This window comes from Micromonospora sp. NPDC050397, assembly GCF_044901685.1.
Classification (GTDB): domain Bacteria; phylum Actinomycetota; class Actinomycetes; order Mycobacteriales; family Micromonosporaceae; genus Micromonospora_G.
In genome coordinates this window covers 75,401-100,385 of the sequence record NZ_JBJDPS010000011.1, presented here as the reverse complement: position 1 = coordinate 100,385, position 24,985 = coordinate 75,401, and the positions used below count along the sequence as shown (strand labels likewise).

The 24,985-nt window shown below is 72.1% G+C and carries 26 protein-coding genes; 14 read left to right on the top strand and 12 right to left on the bottom strand.

Annotation, left to right across the window (positions count from 1 at the left end; translation table 11 throughout):
- Positions 1-155 precede the first annotated feature (155 nt).
- The 4 genes from ACI2K4_RS27715 (at position 156) to ACI2K4_RS27700 (ending at position 2,272) form a co-directional block, all read left to right on the top strand.
- Positions 156-353 (top strand): hypothetical protein, encoded by a 198-nt coding sequence (locus ACI2K4_RS27715; protein WP_404515518.1) that lies wholly within the window; start codon positions 156-158, stop codon positions 351-353.
- Positions 350-631 carry a hypothetical protein gene (locus ACI2K4_RS27710; protein ID WP_404515517.1) on the top strand — a complete coding sequence of 94 codons (282 nt, stop codon included), beginning with the start codon at positions 350-352 and terminating at the stop codon, positions 629-631. The genes ACI2K4_RS27715 and ACI2K4_RS27710 overlap by 4 nt, the downstream gene beginning before the upstream one ends.
- Positions 628-927, top strand: coding sequence for a hypothetical protein (locus ACI2K4_RS27705; RefSeq protein WP_404515515.1), 300 nt, complete (start codon positions 628-630; stop codon positions 925-927). The genes ACI2K4_RS27710 and ACI2K4_RS27705 overlap by 4 nt, the downstream gene beginning before the upstream one ends.
- 403 nt (positions 928-1,330) lie before the next feature.
- Complete coding sequence (locus tag ACI2K4_RS27700) at positions 1,331-2,272, top strand: hypothetical protein (RefSeq protein ID WP_404515514.1); 942 nt, start codon at positions 1,331-1,333, stop codon at positions 2,270-2,272.
- 33 nt (positions 2,273-2,305) lie between these two features.
- Here the strand turns inward: ACI2K4_RS27700 and ACI2K4_RS27695 are convergent, their stop codons facing one another.
- The 8 genes from ACI2K4_RS27695 to ACI2K4_RS27660 are packed head-to-tail and all read right to left on the bottom strand — an operon-like array spanning position 2,306 to position 11,347.
- Complete coding sequence (locus tag ACI2K4_RS27695; RefSeq protein WP_404515513.1) at positions 2,306-3,286, bottom strand: DNA topoisomerase IB; 981 nt, start codon at positions 3,284-3,286, stop codon at positions 2,306-2,308.
- Positions 3,270-4,322 carry a glycosyltransferase family 9 protein gene (locus tag ACI2K4_RS27690; RefSeq protein ID WP_404515511.1) on the bottom strand — a complete coding sequence of 351 codons (1,053 nt, stop codon included), beginning with the start codon at positions 4,320-4,322 and terminating at the stop codon, positions 3,270-3,272. The genes ACI2K4_RS27695 and ACI2K4_RS27690 overlap by 17 nt, the downstream gene beginning before the upstream one ends.
- The gene (locus tag ACI2K4_RS27685; protein ID WP_404515510.1) at positions 4,319-5,020 is read right to left on the bottom strand and encodes an SDR family oxidoreductase; all 702 of its coding nucleotides are present in this window, start codon (positions 5,018-5,020) and stop codon (positions 4,319-4,321) included. Before ACI2K4_RS27685 ends, ACI2K4_RS27690 begins: the two co-directional genes overlap by 4 nt.
- Before the next feature lie 25 nt (positions 5,021-5,045).
- Complete coding sequence (locus ACI2K4_RS27680) at positions 5,046-6,485, bottom strand: PfkB family carbohydrate kinase (protein ID WP_404515509.1); 1,440 nt, start codon at positions 6,483-6,485, stop codon at positions 5,046-5,048.
- Positions 6,482-7,312, bottom strand: a complete 831-nt coding sequence (locus tag ACI2K4_RS27675; protein WP_404515508.1) for an SIS domain-containing protein — start codon at positions 7,310-7,312, stop codon at positions 6,482-6,484. Before ACI2K4_RS27675 ends, ACI2K4_RS27680 begins: the two co-directional genes overlap by 4 nt.
- Complete coding sequence (locus ACI2K4_RS27670) at positions 7,312-8,529, bottom strand: glycosyltransferase (RefSeq protein ID WP_404515507.1); 1,218 nt, start codon at positions 8,527-8,529, stop codon at positions 7,312-7,314. Before ACI2K4_RS27670 ends, ACI2K4_RS27675 begins: the two co-directional genes overlap by 1 nt.
- Entirely contained in the window at positions 8,514-9,491 is a 978-nt protein-coding gene (locus ACI2K4_RS27665; protein WP_404515505.1) for a glycosyltransferase, read from the bottom strand. The genes ACI2K4_RS27670 and ACI2K4_RS27665 overlap by 16 nt, the downstream gene beginning before the upstream one ends.
- Positions 9,488-11,347, bottom strand: a complete 1,860-nt coding sequence (locus ACI2K4_RS27660) for an HAD-IIIA family hydrolase (protein ID WP_404515679.1) — start codon at positions 11,345-11,347, stop codon at positions 9,488-9,490. The genes ACI2K4_RS27665 and ACI2K4_RS27660 overlap by 4 nt, the downstream gene beginning before the upstream one ends.
- Positions 11,348-12,057: 710 nt before the next feature.
- Between ACI2K4_RS27660 and ACI2K4_RS27655 the strand changes: the two genes are divergently transcribed.
- Together ACI2K4_RS27655 and ACI2K4_RS27650 are read left to right on the top strand one after the other, a co-directional pair.
- Complete coding sequence (locus ACI2K4_RS27655; protein ID WP_404515504.1) at positions 12,058-12,825, top strand: polyprenol monophosphomannose synthase; 768 nt, start codon at positions 12,058-12,060, stop codon at positions 12,823-12,825.
- 141 nt (positions 12,826-12,966) lie between these two features.
- The gene (locus tag ACI2K4_RS27650; RefSeq protein WP_404515502.1) at positions 12,967-14,406 is read left to right on the top strand and encodes an aldehyde dehydrogenase family protein; all 1,440 of its coding nucleotides are present in this window, start codon (positions 12,967-12,969) and stop codon (positions 14,404-14,406) included.
- Positions 14,407-14,553: 147 nt separating this feature from the next.
- On the opposite strand, the gene ACI2K4_RS27645 is transcribed toward ACI2K4_RS27650, so the two are convergent.
- Positions 14,554-14,955: a ChaB family protein gene (locus ACI2K4_RS27645; protein WP_404515500.1), complete on the bottom strand. Its 402-nt coding sequence runs from the start codon at positions 14,953-14,955 to the stop codon at positions 14,554-14,556.
- 174 nt (positions 14,956-15,129) lie between these two features.
- On the opposite strand from ACI2K4_RS27645, the gene ACI2K4_RS27640 reads away from it, so the two are divergent.
- From ACI2K4_RS27640 to ACI2K4_RS27630, 3 genes are all read left to right on the top strand, one after another.
- Complete coding sequence (locus ACI2K4_RS27640) at positions 15,130-15,540, top strand: DUF2795 domain-containing protein (RefSeq protein ID WP_404515499.1); 411 nt, start codon at positions 15,130-15,132, stop codon at positions 15,538-15,540.
- A 49-nt stretch (positions 15,541-15,589) separates the two neighbouring features.
- On the top strand, positions 15,590-16,054 hold the full coding sequence (locus ACI2K4_RS27635; RefSeq protein WP_404515498.1) for an SRPBCC family protein: 465 nt from the start codon (positions 15,590-15,592) through the stop codon (positions 16,052-16,054).
- Between the two features lie 97 nt (positions 16,055-16,151).
- The gene (locus tag ACI2K4_RS27630) at positions 16,152-16,409 is read left to right on the top strand and encodes a hypothetical protein (RefSeq protein WP_404515497.1); all 258 of its coding nucleotides are present in this window, start codon (positions 16,152-16,154) and stop codon (positions 16,407-16,409) included.
- 16 nt (positions 16,410-16,425) lie between these two features.
- Here ACI2K4_RS27630 and ACI2K4_RS27625 read toward each other — a convergent pair whose 3' ends face one another.
- Entirely contained in the window at positions 16,426-17,631 is a 1,206-nt protein-coding gene (locus tag ACI2K4_RS27625; protein ID WP_404515496.1) for an MFS transporter, read from the bottom strand.
- 163 nt (positions 17,632-17,794) lie between these two features.
- Here ACI2K4_RS27625 and ACI2K4_RS27620 point away from each other — a divergent pair, with 163 nt between their 5' ends.
- Positions 17,795-18,007: a hypothetical protein gene (locus tag ACI2K4_RS27620; RefSeq protein ID WP_404515494.1), complete on the top strand. Its 213-nt coding sequence runs from the start codon at positions 17,795-17,797 to the stop codon at positions 18,005-18,007.
- Here ACI2K4_RS27620 and ACI2K4_RS27615 read toward each other — a convergent pair whose 3' ends face one another.
- The gene (locus ACI2K4_RS27615) at positions 18,008-19,159 is read right to left on the bottom strand and encodes a hypothetical protein (RefSeq protein WP_404515493.1); all 1,152 of its coding nucleotides are present in this window, start codon (positions 19,157-19,159) and stop codon (positions 18,008-18,010) included.
- A gap of 199 nt (positions 19,160-19,358) precedes the next feature.
- Here ACI2K4_RS27615 and ACI2K4_RS27610 point away from each other — a divergent pair, with 199 nt between their 5' ends.
- The 4 genes from ACI2K4_RS27610 to ACI2K4_RS27595 all read left to right on the top strand — a co-directional run bounded on the left by ACI2K4_RS27610 (position 19,359) and on the right by ACI2K4_RS27595 (position 23,894).
- A complete protein-coding gene (locus ACI2K4_RS27610; RefSeq protein ID WP_404515492.1) occupies positions 19,359-21,500 on the top strand; it encodes a SpoIIE family protein phosphatase in 2,142 nt (713 codons plus the stop codon).
- An 8-nt stretch (positions 21,501-21,508) separates the two neighbouring features.
- Complete coding sequence (locus ACI2K4_RS27605) at positions 21,509-22,180, top strand: HAD family hydrolase (protein ID WP_404515490.1); 672 nt, start codon at positions 21,509-21,511, stop codon at positions 22,178-22,180.
- A gap of 222 nt (positions 22,181-22,402) precedes the next feature.
- On the top strand, positions 22,403-22,822 hold the full coding sequence (locus tag ACI2K4_RS27600) for a peptidase inhibitor family I36 protein (RefSeq protein ID WP_404515488.1): 420 nt from the start codon (positions 22,403-22,405) through the stop codon (positions 22,820-22,822).
- A gap of 91 nt (positions 22,823-22,913) precedes the next feature.
- Entirely contained in the window at positions 22,914-23,894 is a 981-nt protein-coding gene (locus ACI2K4_RS27595) for a hypothetical protein (protein WP_404515486.1), read from the top strand.
- Positions 23,895-23,924: 30 nt separating this feature from the next.
- Here ACI2K4_RS27595 and ACI2K4_RS27590 read toward each other — a convergent pair whose 3' ends face one another.
- Complete coding sequence (locus tag ACI2K4_RS27590) at positions 23,925-24,878, bottom strand: anti-sigma factor RsbA family regulatory protein (protein ID WP_404515485.1); 954 nt, start codon at positions 24,876-24,878, stop codon at positions 23,925-23,927.
- Positions 24,879-24,985: the final 107 nt, after the last annotated feature.

Sequence of the window (24,985 nt, the reverse complement as noted above, 5' to 3'; positions counted from 1 at the left end):
AACCTTGCTGCTGGTTGTTCATCTTCCGTCACTCTCGGCCATCGGTCCAGGCTGGACGGCAGTTACTTCCGCTCGGTTCCAGCCACCCCGGGGCCCTGGATCAACCGGTGGAAGTCCACGGGCACCTTCGCCGTCCAACCGCAGAGGAGAAAGCGATGTTTGTCGTCCAGGTCTGGTGGGACTTCGTCCTGCGGCTGATTTCACCGAGTCCGCCATCGCCTCCCCCGGCACCCCCGCCACCAGCCACCCCGCCCTGGGCCAACGAGCCGACAGCCATGCACCGGCAGCACGTGATCACGCTCGGCCAGCGGCTCGGCTACGACGTCGCCCGGCGGAACGGATACCGGGGATGACCGGGCGCGCCACGGTGAGCGTGGGCGACGTGATCAACGCCGAACTGGGCGACTATCGGCGGACTGTCGTGCCCGCGTACGAGGACAGCATGGGGGACCTGCACCTGCGGGTGACCCACGCTCCGGCGGACGCGGGGGCGTACGACACCGAATGGATCACGGTACGCGGGATCGAGAAGCCGATGGGAAAGCCGGAGTTGCCCGAGGCCGAATACCTGATTCGACGCGGCGTCCTACTCGACCTGGAGCGGGCCGTACCGGAAGGACTGGACTGGTGATCGAGCCGAAGCCGGTCGCGACCCGGCAGATTCATCTACCGCTGCGTCCGGTCTGGTGCTGCCGCCTCTGTGCCCAGCCGTGGCCCTGCGCCGACGCCCGACTCGACCTCACGGTGAGCTTCCGGCACCAGCGGGTCGCGCTGATGCTCTACCTCGCCACACAGTTCGTGGACGCCATCTCCGACCTGCACGTCTACGACGCCGCCCTCGGCCCACCACCGGACGTGCGGAGCATTTTCGAACGCATCATGTGCTGGGCCCCGGCGGACCGACCAGGCTCCCGAGAGGGCGCATAGGGCCCCGCCGAACGACTGATCCACCAAACAAACCCTTCCAGCGTCCGGAAAGCGGTGGGCGTCCTTACCGATCCCCCGCTCTCGCACCTCGCCGAGGAAACGCGAACCGGTCGGTCCGCACTCCCGCTACGGCTTTTTCGGCGGCCGACTCTAAAATGCCCCACCCTTCCGGTCATCCCACCCGAATCGCCCTGATCGCCCTTCCGGAACACGAAGTCATCACTCGCGATCATGGTTCCGATTATCAAAGAAAATTTATCCACACGACACTGGAACCGATCGGCTACTCTCTGGGTCCGGGTTTCTCGCTATAGGGAAACCCCACCGGAACCTCGTCCTGAGTGCGCACGGATCAGGCACGAATCAAGCGTCACCGGTATGGAACGAGAGGAGCGGTCGAAGTATGTCGCAAAGATTCCTCGGCATGGTGTTCGCCGGAGCTTTTCTGCTCGTTGCGGGCCATGGCGTCGCCCAGGCTTCCACCCCGAGGGGCCTGGACGTCATCGAGAGGATCGACCAGGGCACCACCCGAGCCGGCGCGGGTGCCGGCCACGGTGGAATTACGACGGCATCATGTGGCGGGAACACGAACACCACCGTTTTGGCACAGAACAACATCATGTCCGGCAACGTCAACGGCGGCAATGGCGGCAGCGTGACGGTCACGTTGACCGATCCGGACAGCTTCCCCACCCAACTACACCTACAGGCCGGCGACGGCGGCACCGGAGGCCGCAGCGGTGCGGGACAGGGCGCCGACCAGGCAGAAGACTTGGGTGAGTACGCCGGTCAGACGAACACATCGAACAGCAACAACCAGATCCAGACCAGCACTGAGGCCGAGGAAGACGCAGAAGAAGCCTCGGAAGACGCGGCGGATGCCGCGGAAGACATCGACCAGCCGGAGGTGGAAGCCTCCGACCTCTCGCCAGACACAATCACGCCGACCGATCCGGATCGCACCCCCGCCGCCCGTCCAAACGTACAGGCCGGCGATGGTGGCAACGGAGGCGAGAGCGGCGAGGGACAGGGCGCCGACCAGGCAGAGGATTTGGGCGAGTACGCCGGTCAGACAAACCCGGTGGACAGCAACAACCAGATTCAGACCAGCACCGAGACCGGACCGGGCGCAAACGCGGTCGCCAGGGACAACAACCAGGGAGTGAGACCTTCCGACGTCCGGCCGGGCCCGAATCGCCCGGGGCCCACCTGCAATGGAAGCAGCGGGCACGGCGGAAGCAGCGGGAATACGGATACCTCCCTCAACGCCACCAACGGCATCGTTTCCGGGAACGCCGACGGTGGCAATGGCGGCGACATATATCTCATCATCAACGCCAGCTAGTTCGCCCTCGTCAATCTCATACGCCCGAACTCGTCAGCGTGAAAGGAAGTCGACCACCGCTCGTTCGACTGTCTCCGACGGGGCGTCCGGATCAACGTCGATTGTTCGTCCCTCGTGATACCGGTCGACCAGGCGGGGGTCGACGTAGGAGGCGCGGGCCACTGCGGGAGTGTTGCCGAGAAGTTCGGCAACCTCCCGCATCACCCCGGCAACCGCCCGCTTGCGCCTGGTCTCGGACCGTTCCGGTCCGAGCCGGGCCAAAGCCAGGGAGGTACGCACCGTCGCGTGCCAGGTACGGAAATCCTTCGCCGTCATCTCACCACCGCTCGCCGCGCGCAGATACTCGTTGATCTCATCGCTGCGTACGTCGCGCCAGCCGTGCCCGTCCCAATAGCCGAAGAGCCGCTCCGCGCCGCGCCGCCGTCGGCGCAGGTCCCGCAGCACCGCGCAGAGTCCGGGGTCGTCGATCCGCTGCACCTGGGCGATGCCGCCCTTGGCCGGGAACTCGAAGACGACACAGCCGCGCTGGGCCCGGGTGTGTTCGGGGCGCAGGGTGGCGACGCCGAAGGTCGGGTCGTCGCCGGCCGCGTACTGGTCGCCGCCGATCCGGAAGGTGCCGGAGTCGAGCAGGCTCGTGACGGTGGCCAGCACCCGTTCCCGGCCGAGTCCCCGGCCGGCGAGGTCGGCGCCAACCCGCTCCCGCAGCACCGGCAGCCGGGTGGCGACCTCCAGCACGTGGTCGAACTTCTCCTCGTCGCGCCGGGTGCGCCAGAGCGGGTGGTAGAGATACTGCTTGCGGCCGGCGGCGTCGATCCCGGTGGCCTGGATGTGCCCGGCCGGGTGCGGGGAGATCCACACCTCCCGCCAGGCGGGCGGGATCACCAGAGCGCGCAGCCGGTCCAGCTCCGCCCGGTCGCGGATCGGGCGGCCGGCGAGGTCGAGGAAGCTCACGCCGCGACCACGGCGGCGTCGACCGTACCCGGGGGTCGCCGGGTCGCTACGTCGCAACCGCATGGCTCGTCGGCACCGCCTGGTCGACCTCGCCCACAGCGGCCAGCACCTGGTCGATCTGGTCGACCTCGTCCACGGCGGCCAGCACCTGGTCGATCCCGATCGCGGCGAGCGTGGGGTGCGCCTGGAAACGGTCCCGGTCGCCTCCGTCGGCCGGCACCGAGTCCGGCAGCTCCGGATCGAGCTCCGAGATCTCGTAGTCCTCCTCGGCCAGGGTCGCCGCCCAGAGCGCGCGGTGCCGGGGCCGGTCGACCGGTGGCCCCCAGTGCTCGGGTCGAACCGGTCCGAAGAGCACCACCGACGGAATCCCGTACCCGGTGGCCAGGTGCGCCACGCCGGTGTCCGCGCTGACCACGAGCCGGCTGTGCGCGACCACGGCGGCCAGACCGGCCAGGTCCAGGCGGCCGGCGAGCACGGCGGTGCCGGGCAGCCCGGCCCGGCGGGCGACCTGCTCGGCCAGGTCGCGTTCGGCCACCGAGCCGGTGACGACCACCCGGTGACCGGCTCGGCTCAACTCGTGGGCGACGGCCGCGAACCGTCCCGGCGACCAGCGCTTGGCCGCGATCTTGGCGCCGGGGTGCACCACCGTCACCCCGACCGGCACCCGGTGCGGGCTCGGCCGGCGCAACGCCAGGTCGGTGGGGTCGGTGGCGATGTCGTACCAGGCGAGCAGCCGGCACCACCGATCCACCTCGTGCTCGTCGGCGGACCACGGTGGGCCGTCGGTGTGGCCGGCGTCGGGGCAGTGGAAGGCGTAGAGGCGTTCCGGCTCGGCCGCCTGGAGCAAACGGTGCGAACGGGGCCCGCGCCCGTGCAGGTTGACCGCGAGGTGGGGTGGCTCCCCCGGCCAGTCGACCTGGTCCAGCCCGTCCGTCGGGACCAGCCGGTCGACCCCGCCGACCAGGTCGACCAGCGGCGCCAGCCAGGACGGCGCGGCCAGCGCGAGGGTCCGGTCCGGGAACGCGGCCCGCAGGCCCCGCAGCGCCGGGACCGCGGTGGCCAGGTCACCCACCCCGAGGGCACGAAGGACCAGGATCACGGGTACGAGGTTTCCTGCTCGGCGCAGACCACCATCTCCCGGATCGCGCAGCCGGGCGGTTGGCCGAGCGCGAACAGCACGGCGGCGGCAACGCTCGCCGGGTCGTTGAGCACGGCGTCGGCGCCCGGCCGGTACTGCTCCGTACGTTCGTCGAAGAATGCCGTACGCATTCCGCCCGGCACCAGCAGGGTGACCCCGACGGAGCCGGCCAGTTCGGCGGCGAGCGCCCGGGTGAAGCCGACCACGCCGAACTTCGCCGCGCAGTACGCGGTCGCGTCGCTGACCGCCTTGACGCCGAGCGTCGAGGCGACGGTGACCACCGTCCCGTGACTGCGCTCCAGGTACGGCAGCGCCGCCCGTACCACGGCGGCGGTGGCGAGCAGGTCCACGGTGACGACCCGTTCCCAGGTCTCGGCGGGCAGGTCGACCAGCCGGCCCGGTACGTCCATCCCGGCGGCCGTGACCAGCCCGTCCAGCCCGCCGGCCTGCTCGGCGAGTTGCCGGGTGGCCTGCTCGGCGGCCCGGGTGTCGGCGAGGTCGCACTCGACCCACGGCACCCCGTCGCCGGGAGCCCGCCGGTCCAGCACGTACGGTCGGCCGCCGGACTTGGCGACGGCGGTCACCACCGCCGCGCCGAGCCCGCTGGAACCTCCGGTGACGAGCACGGCCGGGCCGGCGCCCGGCATGGTGGCGGTCATCGCGTTCCTCCCGTCACGGTCACCCTCATCGGGCACCTCCCGTCGGCTGGCGGGCGGCGGTCCGGGCGGCGTCGATCATGGCGGTGGTCGACCGGCCGTCCAGGTACGGCACCACGACGGTGTGCCCGCCCCACCGGTGCACGATCTCGGCCTCGGGCAACCCGGGTCCGTCCGCGCCGCCGGTGCCGTAGTCGCCGCCCTTGACCCAGACGTCCGGGCGCAACCACGAGAGCGCGGCGTGCGGGGTGCTCTCGTCGAAGATCACCACGGCGTCTACGCAGCCGAGGGCGGCGAGCAGCCGGCTGCGGTCGTACTGCGGCACCAGCGGGCGGTCCGGGCCCTTGAGCCGGGCCACGCTGTCGTCGGAGTTCAGGCAGACGACCAGGCAGTCACCGAGCCGACGAGCCGCCTCCAGGGTGGCCACGTGACCGGCGTGCAGCAGGTCGAAACAGCCACCGGTGGCGACCACCGTGCCACCGGCCGCGCGCACCTGCGCCACCAGCGCACCGGCCGGACCGGGCCCGATCCGCTGCTCCCGGTCCGCCACCGAGACCGAGACCGGCTCGGGCGCGGGCGCCGGTACGGCCACCGCCACACCGCCGTCGGCGACGTACGCGGACGCCTCGGCGACCGCCTGCTGCACCGCCTCGGAGACCAGGGCGCCCCGGGCCAGCGCCACCGTGGCGGTGGCGGCGAACCGGTCGCCGGCCCCGCAGGTGTCCCCGTCGGCGCTGGTCGGTGAGGGCACCACCAGGGGCGTCGAGCCGGCGTGGCAGAGCAGCGCCCCGTCCCCGCCCAGGGTGACCGCGACCGCGCCGACCCGCCACCGCTCGCGCAGGCCGTTGGCGCTGCGGGAGGCGGTGATCAGGCGGGAGGCGCCGGGCGTACCCCCGGTGAGTTCGCGGACCTCGACCTCGTTCGGGCAGGTCAGGCGAATGCCCGGGACGGCCGCCGGGCCACGCGGGTGCGGGTCCCAGACCACCGGGGCGGTGGCGGCGGCGAGCGCGGCACGCAGCGTCGGCTGGGCCGCCACGCCGCGCCCGTAGTCGCTGACCAGGATGCCGGCCGCGCCGGCCAGCAGGTCCAGGATGGCGTCACTCGGTTCGCCGGGTGGGCCGGCGGCCCCGCCCCGGTCGAGCCGCAACAGCACCCGACCCCGGGTCCGGAGCCGGATCTTCTCCGGCGTGGCGCCGGGCAGTGGCAGGGCGTACACCTGCACCCCGGCGGCGGTGAGCAGACTGCTCAGTCTGGCCCCACCGGCGTCGTCGGCGAGCGCGGTGACCAGGGCGACCTCGAAGCCGTGACCGACCGCGAAGAGGGCGGCGAGGCCGGCGCCGCCGGGTCGGTCGAGGTGGTTGCTCTCGTCCAGCACCGGCACCGGGGAGTCCGGGCAGAGCCGGTTCACCACACCCTCGACGTCCCGGTCGAGCAGCGTGTCGCCGATGACGACCAACCGCCCGGTCATGGTCCGGCTCCGCGACCGTTCGGGCCCCGGCTGTGCGTACGCCTGGACCGGACCGGCCGGTGCTCCCCCGGCTTCCACTCTCCCGCCCCCGCCCCCGCCTCAACCGCCCCCGCCGGCTCCGCCTCCACCGTCGGCGTATCCACCTCAGGGGTAAGGAGGGGCCCCTTGTTATCGGATTCGGTAGAGGAAGGGGCCCTTCCTAACGTCGGGTCGACCAGGGGCAGGGCGGCGTAGCCGGCCGGGACGCCGAGGGCGGTCGGCAGGGCCAGCTCGACGTACTCGCAGAGCACGTGCGCGGAGACGAGGTGCAGTTCCTGCACCACCTGCGGGTCCGGCGAGGGTACGGCGAGCACCTCGGCGCAGACCTCGGCCAACGGGTTGGGCACCGGACCGGTGAACGCCCAGCAGCGCAGTCCCGCCTCCCGTCCGGCGCGGGCCGCCCGGATCAGGTTCGCGCTGCGGCCACTGGTCGACAGGAGCAGCAGGATGTCGTCGCGGCGGCCGTGTGCCCGTACCTGCCGGGCGAAGACCTCCTCGAAGCCGTAGTCGTTGCCGATCGCGGTCAGCGACGAGGTCTCCGCGCTCAGCGCGATCGCCGACAGCGGCGCCCGGTCCGACCGGAGCTTGCCGACCAGCTCGGCGGCGAGGTGCTGGGCCTCGGCCGCGCTGCCGCCGTTGCCGGCGACGAGCAGCCGCCCACCCCGGGCGAGCCGGTCGGCGAGTTCCTCACCCCAGCGGGCGAGCTCGCCCGCGACCTGCCGGTACGGCAGCAGCGCCGAGGCGAGTCCGGCGAGGTGGGCGTCGATCACCTCTGCGGAGTACGGCATCAGGCCACCACCCCGCTCGGCCGCCGCACCTCGCTGACCGCCGCGTAGACCCCACCGAGTTCGGCCGCCGCACGCCGCCACGAATACTGCTGGCGGGCCCGGTCCAGCGCCGCCTTCGCGTAGCCGAAGCGGCGGGTCCGGTCGGCGAGCAGGTCGGCGATGGCGGTGCCGAGCGCGGACGGGTCCCGGGGCGGCACCAGGTCACCGGTCCGACCGTCGACCACCGTGTCGATCAGCCCGCCGACCCGGGTGCCGATCACCGGTACGCCGCAGGCCATCGCCTCCAGCGGAGTGAGACCGAACGGCTCGTACCAGGGCGCGGCGACGAGCACGTCGGCCGACCGGTACCAGCGCGGCATCTCCTCGCGCGGGACGGCCCCGACCAGCCGTACCCGGTCGGCGAGACCGCAGGAGCGGGCCAGCGCGCGCAGCCTGCGGGCCTGCGGGTCCTCGCCGAGTTGCTCCTCCGGCGGCCCGCCGACGATCACGCACTCGGCGTCCGGGACGGCGCGCATGGCCCGGACCACGTCCTGGAAGCCCTTCCGTTCGACCAGCCGGCCGACGGTCAGCACCCGGGGACGCCCGGTCTCCCGCTCGGCGATCGGGCCGACCGGGGAGAAGTTCTCCACGTTGACACCGGAGGGCACGACCACCATCCGGTCCTGCGGTACGCCCATCCGGACGAGTTCGCGTACCTCGTCCTGGCTCTGCGCGATGACCCGGTCCATCGCCCGGCCGAGCGCCCGCTCGTAGCCGATCCGGCGGGCCGGACTGGTGTCGGCGGCGCCCTGGTGCCGCCGCTTGACCGTGCCGAGCGCGTGGTAGGTCTGCACCACCGGCACCCCGGTCTGCCGGCCGGCGGTGATCGCCGCCAGGCCGCTCATCCAGAAATGCGCGTGCGCGACCTCGGGCACCCAGTCGTCGCGCCGCCACTGTCCGACCAACCAGCGGCTGAACTCCTTCATGTACGGCAGCAGCGCGTCCTTCACGATCGGCTCGGGCGGCCCGGCCGGTACGTGCACCACCGCCACCCCGTCCCGCATCGGCACCAGTTCGGGCAGGTCGGCGCTGTCCCGACGGGTGTAGACGCGTACGTCGTGTCCGGCGTCGGCCAGGGCCGCGGAGAGCTCGGCGACGTGCGTGTTCTGCCCACCGGCGTCCTCCCCGCCGAGCGTGGCGAGTGGACTGGCGTGCTCAGAGATCATCGCGATCCGCATAGCTCCTCCTCCAGCAGCCGGTCCCAGTCGGTGAGGAAGCGGTCCAGGCCGTACCGGGTCCGGGCGGTCTCCCGGGCGCGGGCGCCGAGTTGCCGTGCCGTCGCGGGCTCGTCGATGAGCCGGGCCGCCGCCGCGAGCAGGGTGTCGACCCGGGTGGAGAGCACGCCCGCCTCCGGCGGCACCGCCGCCACCGCCTCGGTGGCGGCGAGCACGACCACCGGCATGCCGATCGCCATCGCCTCGATCAGGCTCAGCCCGAGCGAGGTCCACCGGCACAGGTGCAGGTAGGCCCGGCGCCGGCCAAGCTCGGCCTGCATCCGGCTCTGCGGCAGGTCGTCGTGCGAGGTGAGCCGGTCCGCCGGCAGTCCCAGATGGTCGGCGAGCCCGGCCACGCCCATGCCGAAGACGTCGAGCGGGGCGATCTCGGCGAAGCGGGGCAGCAGGTCGGTGCCGGTGACCCGGCCCCGGCGTACCGGCTCGTTGATCACCACGGCGAGTCGGTCGAGTTCGCCGGTGTAGCCGGCGACGGGCTCGACGATGCCGTGCTCGATCACCGTGGTACGGGTGCCGCCGGTGTCCCAGAACAGCGAGTTGAAGTGGGTGACGTGGGCGACGAGCAGATCGTCCCGGTCGGCCATCGGATGCCGACTGTTCGGCACCGCGCCCTCCTTGGGCGTGTTGTGCTCGACGAAGATCGCCGGTACGTCGCGCCCGATCCGTCGCCCGAGCCAGGTGCCGGCCAGCTCGAACTCCTCGGGGCGTTGCAGAATCACCAGGTCCACGTCGGCGTCGGCGAGTTCGTCCGGGGTGACCTCCTCGACCGTGTCGGGCCACGGGTACGTCCGCGCCCGGCCCAGCCCGTACGGGCCCCGGTCCGGGGTCACCGGCACGAGGTAACGATGCTTGCCGTGCACGAAGGACGTGGTCCAGGAGCCGTGCACGTGCCAGAGCAAAATGTTCATACGGCGCCACCGAGGACCCGGACCGACTCGGGTACGGGGATCGAGTCGGGGACCGTGACCCGCTCCGAGGAACGGGCCGGGGAATGGGTTGAGGAACGGGGCGACTCGCGGTCGAGGCCGAGCAGCCGGACCGCCTCGACCACGCTCTCCGGCTCGACCTCGGACAGGCAGGGGTGGCCGGGCAGCGGGCAGGAGGTCGCCCGGGTGTGCCGGCAACCGGCGCTGGCGTCACCCAGACGCACGGTGGGCACCCGGTAGGGACCCCACTGTCCGAACGAGACGGTGGGAGCGAAGAGGCTGATCACGGGCGTACCCAGGGCGGCGGCGAGGTGCGCGGGCCCGGTGTTGCCGACCACCAGGCACCCGGCGCGGGCGATGATCGCGGCGAGGCCGGTGAGCGAGGTCTGGCCGCCGAGGTTGATGCCGGACCGGCCGGCGACCCGGGAGGTCAGCGCCCCCTCACCCGGTCCGCCCGTGACCACGACCCGGTGTCCGGCCTCGACCAGCGCGGTCACGATTCGGGCACAGAGTTCGGGTGGGCAGGCACGGGCGGCCACCGACGAGCCGGGATGCACGACCAGGTAACCGGGCTCGGCGAGCACGCCCTCGCTCGGCCCCGGTTCCAGGCACTCCGTCCGCAGTCGCAACGCCGGGTCGTCCCCGGCGGGCAGCGGGAACCCGGCCGCGGCGGCGAGCGACAACGCCCGTTCGGCCTCCGGAATGCCCAGCGGCACCCGGTGCCGTACGTCCAACAGCGAGCCCGGATAGTCGTCGCTGATCGCCGAGATCCGCTCGACCCCGGCCATCCGCAGGACCAGGGCCAGCGGCAGCGCCGACTGGTGGAAGGAGGTGAACAGGACCGCCTCGTCCGCGCCCACCCGGGCGAGACGGTCGGTCAGCCGCTCCACCTCGGTTCGGTCCAGCGGCTTCGGACGCGGGTCGATCCACGGCAGCGACCACTCGACAAGTTCGTCCACACCGGGCAGCAGCTCGGCGGCGGCTCGTCCCCGGGGACCGCAGAGCATCACCACCCGGTCGGCGCCGGCGGCCACCGCCCTGATCGCCGGCCCGGTCACCAGTACGTCCCCAGCCGAGTCCGGCCGGACCACCAGCACCCGCCGGGGACGACGGGGCGTCGAGGCGCCCGCCGTCGCGGCCCTGCGGTGGTCGGCGCCGACCGACCCGGTCATCTGGTCACCGCCGGCCGTGACGGTCTCCCGGTCACCGTCGGCCGTGACGGTCTCCCGGTCACCGTCGGCCGTGAGCGCCGCACGATCGTCGCCGGCCGTGAGCGCCGCCCGATCGTCGCCCTGGCCGCCGGTGACGAGTCGCAACCGGCGCAGGATCAGGTCGACGGCCCCGGGCAGGTCACCCGCGACGGCCGGCGCCGCCGCGACCTCCTCGGGGCGGGTCTGCGACGTGGGGACCAGGATGCCGGCGGCGCCCGCCGCACCGGCCGCGATCATGTCCGCGCCGATGTCTCCTACCAGGACGCAACGATCAGGGGTGGTGCCGAGCGCGCGGGCGGCGTCGGAGACCATGCCGGGCGAGGGCTTGCGACACCGACAACCTGCCATGCCCGGTCCCGCCTCGGCGTGCGGACAGATCTGCCAGGTGTCGAACGGCCCGAGCAGCTCCTCCACCCGGGCGTTGACCCGGTCCAGGTCGGCACGGCTGAACCGGCCCCGGGCCAGCCCGGACTGGTTGGTCACCACGCCGAGTCGAAGTCCGGCCGCGCGCAGCCGGTCGAGCGCCTCGCGGGCGCCGGCGACCGGACGTACGAGCGCCGGGTCCCCGTTGTAGGGCACGTCGTGGACCAACGTACCGTCCCGGTCGAGAAGTACCGCTTCGAACAGTGCCGGCCCGCTCCGCGAGTCTCGCTCTCCGGTGCGCTGCTCCGGTTCAGGACGCCCGTGCGCGGGGCCGGCGATCGTGCCGCCTGACCTGCGCTTATGCGGGTCGACCTGATCGTTTCGCACGGGGGGCGGGTTCCCTCGGGTAGGAGGAGTAAACCTCACTTTCGCCCGTCCACCGGACCGCCCAGCCCGCCCGACGACGGCTGCTGCGGCCACTGCGCGCGCCCCGATCCAGGCCCACTACGCGCTCCGCACCGGTACCCGCACGAAGGCGCCACTAACCGGAAGCCGCCCTGAATCGTCGTCAGCGCCGCCGACTTCCCCGGGCCAGGAGGGCTGGGCGGGCCCGGGCCACGAGGGCTGGGCGGGCCCGGGCCACGAGGGCTGGGCGGGCCCGGGCCACGAGGGCTGGGCGGGCCCGGGCCACGAGGGCTGGGCGGGCCCGGAGCGATCCGGCGACCCGCGCGTTGGACATGGTGGGAGGCCGATGGACGCGGCCGACTCCGCCGTCCGTCCGGGGGCGACCGGTCCACCTGCGGCATCGACAAAAGTGACTGACCTGAACATCGGGAGGATGGCGCGTCTCCGACGGTGGTCACACCGGAGAACGGTGGTAAACAGGACGTGCGCTGTCGGCCCGGTGGTCGCACCAGAGTACCGAGGTGATTACCCTCTCCCTTACCGCTGTCGGCAGAACGAGGATGTCCGTAATGATCGAGCCCGTGCAGTTGCCATCCCCGTGGCGGGATGAGCGACTGACCATCGTCGTCCCCACCTACAACGAGGCGGGCAATCTGCCTGTCCTGGTGGAGCGGCTGCTAGCTCTGCCGCTGCCGGGGCTGAGCATCCTGGTTGTGGACGACAACTCCCCGGACGGGACCGGCGACGTGGCGGACAAGCTCGCCGCCGAGCAACCCGACCGGATCCAGGTGGTCCACCGGGCGGGCAAGGAAGGGCTGGGGCGGGCGTACGTCGACGGGATCAGCCGCGCGCTCGACAGCGGCGCGGATTTTGTGGCCCAGATGGACGCGGACCTGTCGCACCCGCCGGAGGCGCTGCCCGGCATGCTCGGCACCCTGCTGTCGACCCAGGCCGGCGTGGTGATCGGGTCACGTTACGTGCCCGGCGGCCAGTTGGACGAGGCGTGGCCGCTCTACCGGCGGGCGCTGAGCGGGTGGGCGAACCTGTACGTGCACACTCTGCTCCAGGTGCGCATCCGTGACCTGACCGCCGGCTTCAAGATCTGGCGGGCGGACGCGCTGCGGGAGATCGGGCTCGACCGGGTGCAGTCGAACGGCTACAGCTTCCAGGTCGAGATGCACTACCTGGCCACCAAGTTCGGGCAGACCATCGTCGAGGTGCCGATCCGGTTCGAGGAGCGCCGCGAGGGCCTGTCGAAGATGACCACGGCAACCAAGATCGAGAGTGCGCTGATGCCGTTCCGGCTGCGTACCCGGCACCGCAACATTCGGGCGTAGTTCCGGCCCGAACCGTCCCGGCCGACCCGACCGGACAGCGCGGCGGGCGCGTACGGTGACACGACCGTCGCGCCCCGCGGAGACCCGGCGGCAACCAGGCGAAACAGCGTTTGTCACGGTCAGACCGGGGCATCCAGCGCCATGTACGCGGTACAGCAGCTCATCGACGGGGTCTGGGGCGCCGGCCCGGACGCCGATGACCTCCTGGTGCTCGACCCGGCCGACAACGCCGAGGTGACCCGGCTGCCGGAGGCGACCGAGGCACAGGTCGCGGCGGCGGTGAAGGCGAGTCGGGTCGCGGCTGGCGGCTGGGCGAGCACTCCGGCCGCCGCGCGCGGTGCCGCCCTGCACCGGGTCGCGGACCTGCTGGAATCCTCGGCCGAACAGCTCGCCGAGGCACAGACCGCCGAGATGGGCCGTCCGATCGGCCTGGCCCGGGGCGGCGTCGAGGCCGGGGTCGGCACGCTGCGGCAGTACGCCGAACTCGGCCCCGTCCACCGGGGTCGGGCGCTGTCGGGCAGCCCCGAGGCGATCGACCTGATGGCGGTCCAACCACGTGGCGTGGTGGCGGCACTGACGCCGTGGAACGACCCGGTCGCGGTCTGCTGCGGGCTGCTCGGTGCCGCTCTCGTCACCGGCAACACGGTGATCTTCAAGCCCAGCGAGCGGAGCCCGGTCAGCGGCTGGCTGCTCGCCCGGCTCTTTGCCGCGCACCTGCCGCCGGGCGTGTTGTCCCTGCTCACCGGGGGCGCTCGGGTCGGTGCGATGCTGGCCGCCGCCGAGGTGGACGTGGTCGCGCACGTCGGTTCCACCGCCACCGGCCGCTCGATCGCCGCTGCCTGCGTGGCGACCGGCGCGAAGCCGCTGCTGGAGAACGGGGGCAGCGACCCGCTGGTCGTCGACGACGGGGTCGATCCGGTCTGGGCCGCCGAGCAGGCAGCCCTGGGTGCCTTCACCAACTCGGGCCAGCTCTGCGTCGCCGTCGAGCGGATCTACGTACTCCGCGCCGTGGCGGACGAATTCCTCTCCGCGCTGGTCAGGCGGGCCGAGTCGCTGCGGGTCGGGCCGGGACGGGACGAGCGGACCGAGATCGGGCCACTGGTCGACCGCCGGCATCGCCTCCTGGTCGACACCCAGGTACGGGCGGCGGTCGCGGACGGCGCCCGGGTGCTGACCGGCGGCCGGGTGCCGGACGGGCCGGGGGCGTTCTACCCGCCCACCGTGCTGGCCGACTGCTCGGACGAGATGTCGGTGATGCGCGAGGAGACCTTCGGGCCGGTCGCGCCGGTGCTGGTCGTCGACTCCTTCGACGAGGCGCTGTCCCGGGCGGCGCACTCGCCGTACGGACTCTCCGCGACCGTGCTGACCGGCTCGATGGGCCACGCCCAGCAGGCCTGGCGCGAACTGCCGGTCGGCACAGTCAAAATCAACAATGTCTTCGGCGGCGCGCCCGGCGGCGCCGCACACCCCCGTCGGGGCAGCGGCCAGGGCTTCGGCTACGGCCCCGAACTGCTCGACGAACTGACCGCGACAAAGGTCGTGCACATCACCGCACCGGGGGGACCGACCGGGACCTGGTGACCCGGGAGCAGACCCGACGACAGCAGACCCGACGACGCCGGTGACCACAGGCGAGCCGACCGGACGCCGGTCAGGCGGGCGGGCCGACTCGGCGTCGCTGATCCGCTCGGCCCGCCCGGCGACCGTCCACGCGTGCCGGCTGCCCGGTTACCTGTTCCTGGCCCGGGCGGTCTGTCGGTTGTTCGCCTTCTGGATCGCCCCGACCAGCTCGGACTTGTTCATCCGGGAACGACCCCGGACGTCCAGCTTCTTGGCCACCTCCATCAGGTGCTCCTTGGAGGCGTTCGCGTCGACGCCGCCGGCCGTCGCTGCCCGGCGGGCCGGACCACCCCCGGCCGCCTGCTCGTCGCTGGGCCCCTTGCGCCCCTTCTGCTCCCAGTGGTCGCCGACCTTCTCGAACGAGTGCTTGACCGCCGCGTACGCGGTCCGGTGCGCGCGTTCACCCTCGCCGTACGTCTCCACCGCCGAATCGTGCGTTTTGGCCCAGGTGTCCTGTGCCTTGTCCGACGAGCGGCGCAACGTACTGGGAAGCACTTCACGTCCCGGCATGGTCATCCTCCTCGCTTTCGGGTACCGGCCCGGCGCGGATCGAGAACCCACCCCGGTTCGGAGGCCAACCCTCACTCTTCCCGTCGCCGCTGCCGCCAAACGCGATCGGCGGGGCCAGGGGCGTTCCGTCGGCGGATCGGTTTACCGCCGGGGGGCTCGGGTAGCGCATAGGACATGGACCGGGGCAACAGCAAACACGGACCGCGGCTAGACGACGAGATGAGTCGGGAGGTAGCCAGCACGGTGAACAACGCCGCCGGCTCCCGAGCCGAGGAGTGGCGTGAGCCGGAGCCGGCCGGCGAGGACCAGCCGGGATCGACCAGGGCGCCGACCGCCGACACGCGCTCGGGCGCACCGCAGGGCATGACCTCGGTCGAGGTCGAGCAGCGCAGCCGGCTCGGCCGTTTCATCAGCCTGTCGGCGCTGCCCGGCGACCGGGCGACCCTGCGCCGCAACGCCGAGGAGAACGAGGCACCGGACGAGGTTCTGGCCCAACTCGACCGGCTGCCGCCGGACACCGAGTTCCGCACGGTCTCCGAGGTGTGGGCGGTGCTCGGCAATCCGAACGAGACGCAGCGCTGGTGACTCCCGCCGAAGGCGGTGAGCGGGACCAGCAGACAGGAAGGACAGTCAGATGAGTGCGGTGACCGAATCCGTGGACGTGGCCGTCCCCGTGCGGACCGCGTACGACCAGTGGACCCAGTTCGAGGATTTCCCCCGCTTCATGGAAGGGGTCGAGGAGGTCCGCCAGATCTCCGACACGATGACCCACTGGAAGGTCGGCATCAGCGGCGTCGAGCGTGAGTTCGACGCCCGGATCACCGAGCAGTTGCCCGACGAGCGGGTCGCGTGGACCTCGACCAACGGCACCAACCAGGCCGGCGTGGTCACCTTCCACCGGATCGACGAGGGACACACCCGGGTCACCCTCCAACTCGACTTCGAGCCGCAGGGGATGACCGAGAAGGCCGGTGACAAGCTGGGCATGGTGGACCGCCGGATCAGGGGCGACCTGGAGCGGTTCAAGAACTTCATCGAGGCACGCGGCGGCGTCGAGACCGGTGCCTGGCGTGGCCAGGTGGACCGGCCACAGCCGTGACCGAACGGCGACAGCCGGACGAACTGTCGGCGCCCGTCGGGGATCCCCCGGCGGGCGCCGCCGGTTTGCCGCCGAGACCCCGGGGTACGGCCAGACTATGACCGACAACGACAGTTCCGTCTGGCGCGACGAGGAGAAGATTCCGCTGCCCGAGTTGGAGCGCGCGATGGGTGCGTCGACCCCTGACGGCCAGGTGGACGACACGACCGGCAACGAGGCGGGCGCGGAGTCGGCGTACGGTCACGGCGCCGAGGCGGCCGACGGTCACCCGACGTCGGAGGCGGACCGGGGCGAGATGACCGACCCGGAGCGGGCGTACCGCCCCTCCACCACCGGCCGCAACGGCCCGCACTGACCCGGCCCAGGTCGGATCAGCCGGCCCCGGTGGCGACGGGGCGCCGGGCGGAGGCGAGATAGAGGCCGAGCAGGACCAGCGAGAGCACCAGCAGGGCCGACCCGAGCGCCTCGATCGTGACCCGGCTCAGCAGCAGCCCGATGCCGGCCGGCAACACGGCGCCGCCGAGACCGGCGGCCCCGATCTGGAGGCCGATCGCCCGGTCGGCGTGTGCCGGTCCGACCCGCTCGGCGGTGGTCAGGGTGAGCAGCGGGAAGACCGGCGCGGCGGCGAACCCGATGATCGCCAGTCCGACGACCGCGAGCGCGGCCGGGGCGGGGATCGCGACCAGCGCGGCCCCCACCGCCATGCCCACCAGGCTGGCCCGCAGCACCAGCCCGCTGCCGAGCCGCTCGGCGACCACCCCCTGAACCACCCGGCCGACGAACAGGCTGCCCCAGTAGATCGACACGCAGACACCGGCGGCGGCCTCGCTGAGTCCCCGCCCCTCGGTCAGCAGCAGGAAGGCCCAGAGCCCGGCGCCCACCTCGACGCCGACGTAGACGGCGAACGCCACCGCGCCGGTCCAGACCGCCGGCAGCCTGAGGGTGGCGGCGACCGGAATCCGTACGGGGGTGCTCTCCTGCTCCGCCCCGGACGGGTCGGTGCCGGTCCGCGCCGTACGGCGGTCGTCCCAGGCCCGTACGGTGAGCACGAAGGCGAGGGCGAGCAGGGCCTGGGCCGAGGCGACGATGCCGTAACCCCAGCGCCAGGAGAGTCCGGCACCGATCACCGTGGTCATGATCAGTGGGCCGATGGCGACGCCGAGGCCGAAGAAGGCGTGCAGCCAGTTCATGTGCCGGGGGCCGAAGGCACTCGCCGCGTATGCGTTCAGCCCGGAGTCGACGGCGCCGGAGCCGAGTCCGAGCACCAGCGCGCAACCGACCATCAGGGCGAGCACCGGCGACAGGGCGTAGCCGGTGAGCCCGAGGCTGGCCAGGGCGGTGCTGCCGGCGAGCAGCCAACCGACGCCGACCCGGGCGAGCGTGAAACCGGCCGCGACACTGGACGTCAGGTACCCGACGGTGCCGGCGGCGAGCAGGAGTCCGACCGCCTCGGTTGGTACGTCGAACGTCGAGCTGATCGACGGCCAGCCGACGCCGAGCAGGCCATCCGGCAGGCCGAGGCTGACAAACGCGAGGTAGGCCAGGATGAGCAGGGCGGGGCGAGGGCTGTTCGACACGATCCGTGATCCTTCCGGATCGGCCAGGCTGTGACAATGAGGTAACCGGAGCTTTGCCGCTTCCCGGGACTCCAGCCCCAGTAGATCTCTAAACCGGACAGCTCAGCCAGAATCGACCGATCGGGTGACGGCGGAGGCAGACCGGCCGGGCAGAATCTGTCAGATGCATCAGGGCTCCGGTTTTCTCTCCGCCCGTCAGCGCCGCTTGGCCTGGTTCGGCTTCCTGCTGACCGCGCTCCAGGCCCCCGTCGCCGCCCAACTGCTCCCCGACGCGTCCTGGCTGTTCAGCATCGTCGTCGCGGTGATGGTGGCGACGACCATCCTGGCCGACGACGCGATGCGGCGCCGCCCGGCCGAGGCCAGCCCGGCCGAGTAGTCAGGCGTCCTGCGGGCGGAACCGAGGGCCGTCGTCCTCGCCGGTGGCGGATTCCTCCCGGGCCGGTGTCAACAGGTCGGATGAATGACCGGCCAGTCCGTCCGGGACGGCGTCGTAACCCGTGAGCCCACTGTCCAGGGCCGGCTCGTAACCGGCGAGCCCGCCGTCCAGGACCGGCTGGTAACCGGTCGGCCCGGCACCGGTCACCGGCTCGTAGCCGGCCAGGCTCTCCGGGGCCGGTGAGGTGGGCATCTGCGTCAACGTGGTGTCCGGGATGGTCGCCTGTAACAGTGACGGCTCCGGGAACGACGCCTGCGACAGTGACGTCTCGGGGAACGACGTCTCGGGGAACGTCGACCCGGTCAGCAGCGACTCGGACGTCGGCGGGACCGGGGCCCGACCGGCCGACTCGGCGTACGGCACGGCAAAGGGCGACCCCCGACCGTACGTCTCCCGGTTCGCCCGGCGCAGCCGAGACTCGCTCGCCAACCGGCCCAGCCAGCGCTCCCAGCGCACCTGCATCGGCTTGACCAGTCCCCCGCCGATCCCGACGACCAGGATGCCGGCGACCGTGGCGAGCAGCGCGACCAGCACCGGTCCGGTGACCGAGGTGGCCACCCCGGTCTGGACGAACGCGGCGACCACCCCGAGCCCGACCACCAGGAGCGAGACCACGTCGGCCAGCGGGCGACCGTACGAGACCGCCCCGACCGAGTCGCTGACCAGGTCGTGCACCGCGTTCGCGATCACCACCGACACCGCGACCACGACCAGCGCCACGAATGCCCGGGGCAGCCAGGCCACCACCGCGCTGGCGATGTCGTGCACCGGGTTCGGGCCCCAGATCGCGAACCCGAGTTGCACGGTGAAGAGCAGGATCAGGTAGTACGCGAGCCGGGCCAGGACGGCGGCGGGGCGGTAACGGGTCCGGGCGACCAGGCGCCCGAGTCCGCCGCGCTGCACCACCTGGTCGAAGCCGAACCGGTCCAGCAACCGGAGCGCCGTCCGGAGCACGAACCGGGCCAGCAGCCAGCCGAGCACGAGGATGCCCAGGCAGCCGATCAGGCGCGGCACGAAGATCAGTAACGCGTTCCACGTCTCGGACAGCTCGGACCCGACGTCGACCCGCCGTACCGCGACGATCGCGGGCATGGCGTCCCTCCTGTCACCTGGACTACCGCCGCCCGCGTACCCGGCTGGACCTGGTTCATTCCGTGCTCACGCGCACCCCGTGTCGCCAGCGGGCACCCGTGTCCGTCGGCGGCGCGGGACCCGTACCGGAAACGCCGCGTTCGACTCGGTCGACCTGTCGATCGTCGGAGGGTTCGTCCACGGCGGTTAGGCTGCTGACATGCCAGGCTCGGTCGGGCGGGTTCCCGCTCCCCCCTCCCGGTGGCCCGGTCCGTCCCCGGCACCGGGCGCCACCGCTGGGCTCGACACCGGACGACGCTGGGCGGACACCCCCCTCGGACCGGCCGAGCGCTGGGCACCGTCGCTGCGGGCGGTGGTCGAACTCGTCCTCTCCTCCCCGGTGCCGATGGCTCTCGCCTTCGGTGAGGAGTTGGCACTCGTCTACAACGACGGTTACGCCGAGTTGATCGGCGATCTGCACCCGTCGGCGTTCGGCCGCCCGGCGGCCGAGGTCTTCGCCCAGGTGTGGGAGTTGGACGGGGTGGGCGAGGAGATCGAGCAGGCGTACCGCACCGGCGTGCCGTACCTGGAGAAGGAGGGTCTGCTGCCGCTCGGGCGGGGCAGCGAGGCGGACCAGGTGGTGCTGACCCGGGGCTACTCGCCCGTACGCGACGATCACGGCCAGATCATCGGCCTGCTGATGGTGGTCGTCGAAGCCACCCAGGTCACCCGGCGGTTGGAGAGCCTGAGCCAACTGGCGGTCGCGCTCTCCGGCACGCTCACCCTGGACGACGTGGCCCGGTCCGCGCTGCGCTACGCCCTCGAGTCGTTCGACGCCGACCAGGTCGGGCTCGGCGTGGACGACGGTGCCGACTGGCGCGGCGTACGGCGGCTCCGTGGCGAACTGCTCGACGAGGCCGACGAGCGGCTCCCCCCGCTGTGGCGCAGCCTCGCCGCCGACTCACCGGCGCCGCTGGTGGTCGCCGCCTCCACCGGCACCGCGCACTACTGGCCGGACGGGCAGCCGCTGCTGGCGACCGCGATCGACCGGCACGACGAGAAGATCCGGGCGCTGGCCGTGCTGCCGCTGCGTACGCCCTCGCTCGGGGGCGCGCTGGCGGTCGGTTACCGCGAACCGCACCCGTGGTCGCCGGCCGAGCGGGCCCTGCTCACCGCCGCCACGGAACTTGTGGCGCAGGCCGCCGAGCGGGCCCGCCGGTTCGAGAACCAGCACGGCACCGCCCAGTTGCTGCAACGCAGCATGCTCCCGGAACAGTTGCCCGACCTGCCCCGACTCCGGCTCGCCGCCCGGTACGACGCCGGGGTCGACGGCAACGCCGCCGGTGGCGACTTCTACGACGCCTTCCGGCTCGACGGCGACCGGCTCGCCGTGGTTCTCGGCGACGTGGCCGGGCACGACGTGCACGCCGCCGCGCTGATGGGCCAGGTCCGGGCCGCGCTGCGCGCGCTGGCGCTGAGCAACCCGAACCCCGCCGCCGTCCTGTCCGGTCTCGACCTGCTGGTGGACAGCCTCGGCACGGACGCGCACCGGGACGAACTCTTTGTCACGGTCGTCTACGGCCTGATCGACCCGGGCAACGAGTCGATGACGTTGGCCAGCGCCGGGCACCCCGCCCCGTTGCTGCGCCGGGCGCCGGCCACCGGTCCGGCCACCGCCGACTATCTCGACGTACATCCGGGCGTGCCGCTCGGTCTCGGCGGCCACCGCCCGGCCAGCACCCTGCCCTTTCTCCCCGGCGACACGCTGCTGCTGTTCAGCGACGGGGTGGTCGAGCGCCGGCAGCAGAGCCTCTCCGCGGGGCTGACCGCGCTGGCCAAGGCCGTGGCGACCGCCGCTGGCGGCGATCCGCGTACGCTCTGCGCCGTGGCGGGCTCGGCGGTGCCCGGCTCGAGCGAGGACGACGTGGCCGTACTGGCGGTGGAGCACGCGCTGTCGCCGAGCCGTTCCGCGTCGCTGGAGATGCCGGCCGAGCCGACCGCACCGGGACGGGCACGGCAGTGGTTGACCGCGCAGCTCACCGCCTGGCTGGTGCCGGAGTCGGTGATCGGGGCGGCGGTGCTCTGCGTCAGCGAGCTGGCCACCAACGCGCTGCTGCACGCCGGCACCGCGGCCCGGGTGGAGATCGACCTCAGCCCGGAGCGGCTGCTCGTCTCGGTGGCCGACCGGGGCACCCGGGGCACCGTGACCCGGGCCCGCACCGAGACGCTCAGCAGCCGGGGGCGGGGCCTCGGCCTGATCGAGCAGCTCAGCGACGCCTGGGGCACCGACCCGACCGTACGTGGTTCGACCGTGTGGTTCGAGATACTGATTCCCGAGGGTGGCCCGCACACGTACGGCTAGGGGGCGGTATGGAGATCGACAGACCCGCCGGGGTGCTGTTCGACGTCGACGGCACACTCGTCGACACCGCGTACCTGCACACCGTGAGCTGGTGGGAGGCGCTGCGTCAGGCCGACCAGGAGATCCCGATGGCGGCCATCCACCGGGCGCTCGGCATGGGGGCGCAGCGGCTACTGGAGCACCTGCTCGGCCCGGAACGCGACCGGGACGCCGACGACCGGATCCGGTACGGGCACGACAGCCTGTTCGCCGAGTTCTGGGACCGGCTGCGTCCGTTGCCCGGAGCGGCGGCCCTGCTGCGCGCCTGCGCCGCACGCGGGCTGCGGGTGGTGCTGGCCACCTCGGCGGACGGGCGCGAGCTCGACGCGATCCGCGCCGCGCTCCTCGCCGACGACGTGATCGGCGGCGTCACCCCGGTCGCCGACGGCCCCACGCGGGGCCCGGACGCCCTGGCCACGGCGCTCGACAACGCCGGCCTCGACCGGGCCCGGACGGTCTTTGTCGGCGACTCGGTCTGGGACGTCGCCGCCGCCGGTGACCTCGACCTCCCGTGCATCGGGCTGACCTGCGGCGGCACCGGCCGCAGCGAACTCGCCGGGGCGGGTGCGGCGGCGGTCTTCGACGACCCGGCCGCCCTGCTGGCCGGTCTGGCCGACTCCCCGGTCGCCGCGCTGGCCTGAGTGGGAGGCCGGGCGCGCCGCACAAACCAAAGCACGGGAGCCGACGTCGGCCGAAATACGGGCGTCAGGAGAAAATGCGAAAACTGTCTGACGCATTGACGTGGGCAAACGTGATTACAGACCTGACGATGGGCCTGGACGGGGTTGCACACCTCCGATCCCTCATGGACACTTGCGGTCAATGATCCACAGCGGGTCGTGACTGAGGGGAGTCGTCGAACCATGAGGTTTCACAGGGCCCTGGTGGCCGGGGCATTGGCTGTCGTCGTCGCCGGAGGCGGCTTGGCCGTAACCGCGGCACCCGCCCAAGCGGTTACCCAGCACACCTACTGTGGGGACGGGGACGCCTGTCTGTACTACCGAATCAACTACGGTGGCTCGATGGTCGGCATCCCGGACCAGTTGGTACCGGACTACCTGGCCTCACCGGCGGTGCTCTTCCGTACCACCGGTGACGGCAAGGGAGCTGTTGTCGGGAATCAGACCGGCTCGTACTACAACAACAATGGCGCCTGCGCACTGCGCGTCTACGAGCACAAGAACTACGGGGGCCGCTACAACACCTTCGGCCAGTACAGCGGCAGCGGCAACAACGAGTTCGTGACCCGGAACAACAACCGCGGTCACATCTTCTGCCCCTGACCCGGGCACATCACTTCGGGAATCACCGCGCCGTGACCGATGGTCTCGCGATCGGTCACGGCGCTTCCACACGGCCTCGGGGGAGCGATACATGGGTCGGCTGCACATCCGCGTTGTCATCTGCGTCAGTACGGCGCTGCTGCTGTCGTCCGGCTGTTCCGGCAAGGAGGCAGCAAGCGAGGCTGGCCGGAGCGATGTGGTGGTGACGACCCCCGCACCGGTCGGGACCATCCCCGAGATCGGTTCCACCCAGGGCCTCGCTCTGCCGATCGAGGCATACATGCTGACCGGCGACGAGAACGCCCTCGTGCTGCGCGCGCGACAAACGCTGATCGAACGTTGCATGCGGGGCTTCGGTCTCACCTACTCCATCCGACTCGTCCCACCGTCGCGAACGTTCTCGCTTGTCGAGCGACGATACGGGGTAGCCGATGCCGCCACCGCCGCGGAATGGGGCTACCACAGCCCGGACCCGGCGCAGGGTGAGCGGCGTCGCGCGCTGGCCGACAACAACGCGCAGACCCCCACGGAACTGCTTGTGCTCACCGGCTGGCCGGGAGGGAACGTCCTACCGGGAGCGACACCGCCGGCAGCCGGCCGGGTGGCGGGTAGGCAAATTCCGGCCGGCGGCTGCCAGGGCGAGGCGGTTCGGGAAATCACCGGCGACGACGGCGGCTACGGTGACGACGCAATCGTCCAGGCCATCAACCAGAGTACCGAGTCGGACTCCGACAGGCGAGTCAGCGACGCGGTCGAGAGATGGTCGGAATGCATGAAGCGGGCGGGATACGACTATCCGGGGCCGATGGAAGCGATCGACAGTTTCGGCGGACCAGCGCCGAGTGAGGTCGAACGGAAAACCGCGGTGACGGACGTGAAGTGCAAGTCCGAGACCAATCTCATCGGGGTCTGGTTCACCGTCGAGTCCGCCTACCAGACGGCGGCCATCCAGCAGAACCGCGAGCATCTCGCGTCCGTACAGAATCGCTTGAAGACAATCATCCGGAACGCGACGTCCATAGCGGGCGGTACCACTGCCACCGAACCGGGCAACCCGACCAGCGGAGGGTGAACGCGGGCCGGTCCTCCGGCCCCGACCGCTTCACCAGTTCACGTGCAGGCGTACGGTCGTCGTGGAGTCGGTGGTGTGCACGTGGACCAGGTCGCAGAGGTGGTTGACCAGCAGTAGCCCGCGCCCCTGTTCGCTGGTGGGCGAGGCGGGAAGCCGGCCGGCGAGCAGGTCGGTCAGCACGCTGCCGCCGATCACCTCGCTGACCATGCCGGCCGGTTCGGCCCAGACCCGCAGCACCGCCGGTTCGGCGCCGTACACCACGGCATTGGTGGCGATCTCGTTCGTGGCCAGGCGCAGGTCGTCGACCCGCTCGGGATCCAGACCCGCCTCGGTGGCGAGCGCGGCGACCAGAGCCCGCATGCCGGCCATCCCGGCCCGGTCGAAGAGCAGGGTGGACGGGGTCAGGTCGGGCTCGGGCAGCGGCAGGTTGAACGCGTCGACGACCGCCTCGGGACTGCCGTAACCGGCACTGGGCTGTCGCACCCCGGCCCGGATCAGCACCGGGTGGGTGCTGGCCGCGTCGGCGATCACGTCGGCGTCCAGCCCGACCGCGTCGTACGGGCAGAGCACGCTCACCGCCTGCTCGGCCAGGGCCAGGTTGACCAGCGCCTCGTGCTGCACACACCGGGGGTACGCGACGGCCGGGCGCTCCGGCCAGATCGGCTCGACCACGATCCGTACCCGGGTGCCGGGGTGCTCGGCGACAAACGCGTACAGGATTCCGGGAATGATCCAGGCCGGGTTGCGCCCGGCGACAGCCATGTCGAGGAACCGTACCCCGACCTCGCCGGATGCCTCGGTGAGCGCGTCCCGCAGCAGGTCGAGCCGTGGTTGTGGTACCACGACCAGCACCGGTTCGGCCTGGCTCCCCCCGTCCTCGACAAAGGCGCGCAAGCCGGCGAGGTAGTCGTCCGGACCGTGGTAGAACAGGGCCTCGTGGCGAAGCGCACCGGACCGGGACACGGCGCGCGGCACGGTACTCATCCGTTGTCACACCTGCTCAAGGCACACCCCCCGTTCTCCGCGCCATCGGTTGGCACCATACGCGCGGTGCTCCGCCCCGGACACGCGGAGATCGGATAGCCGTCTGT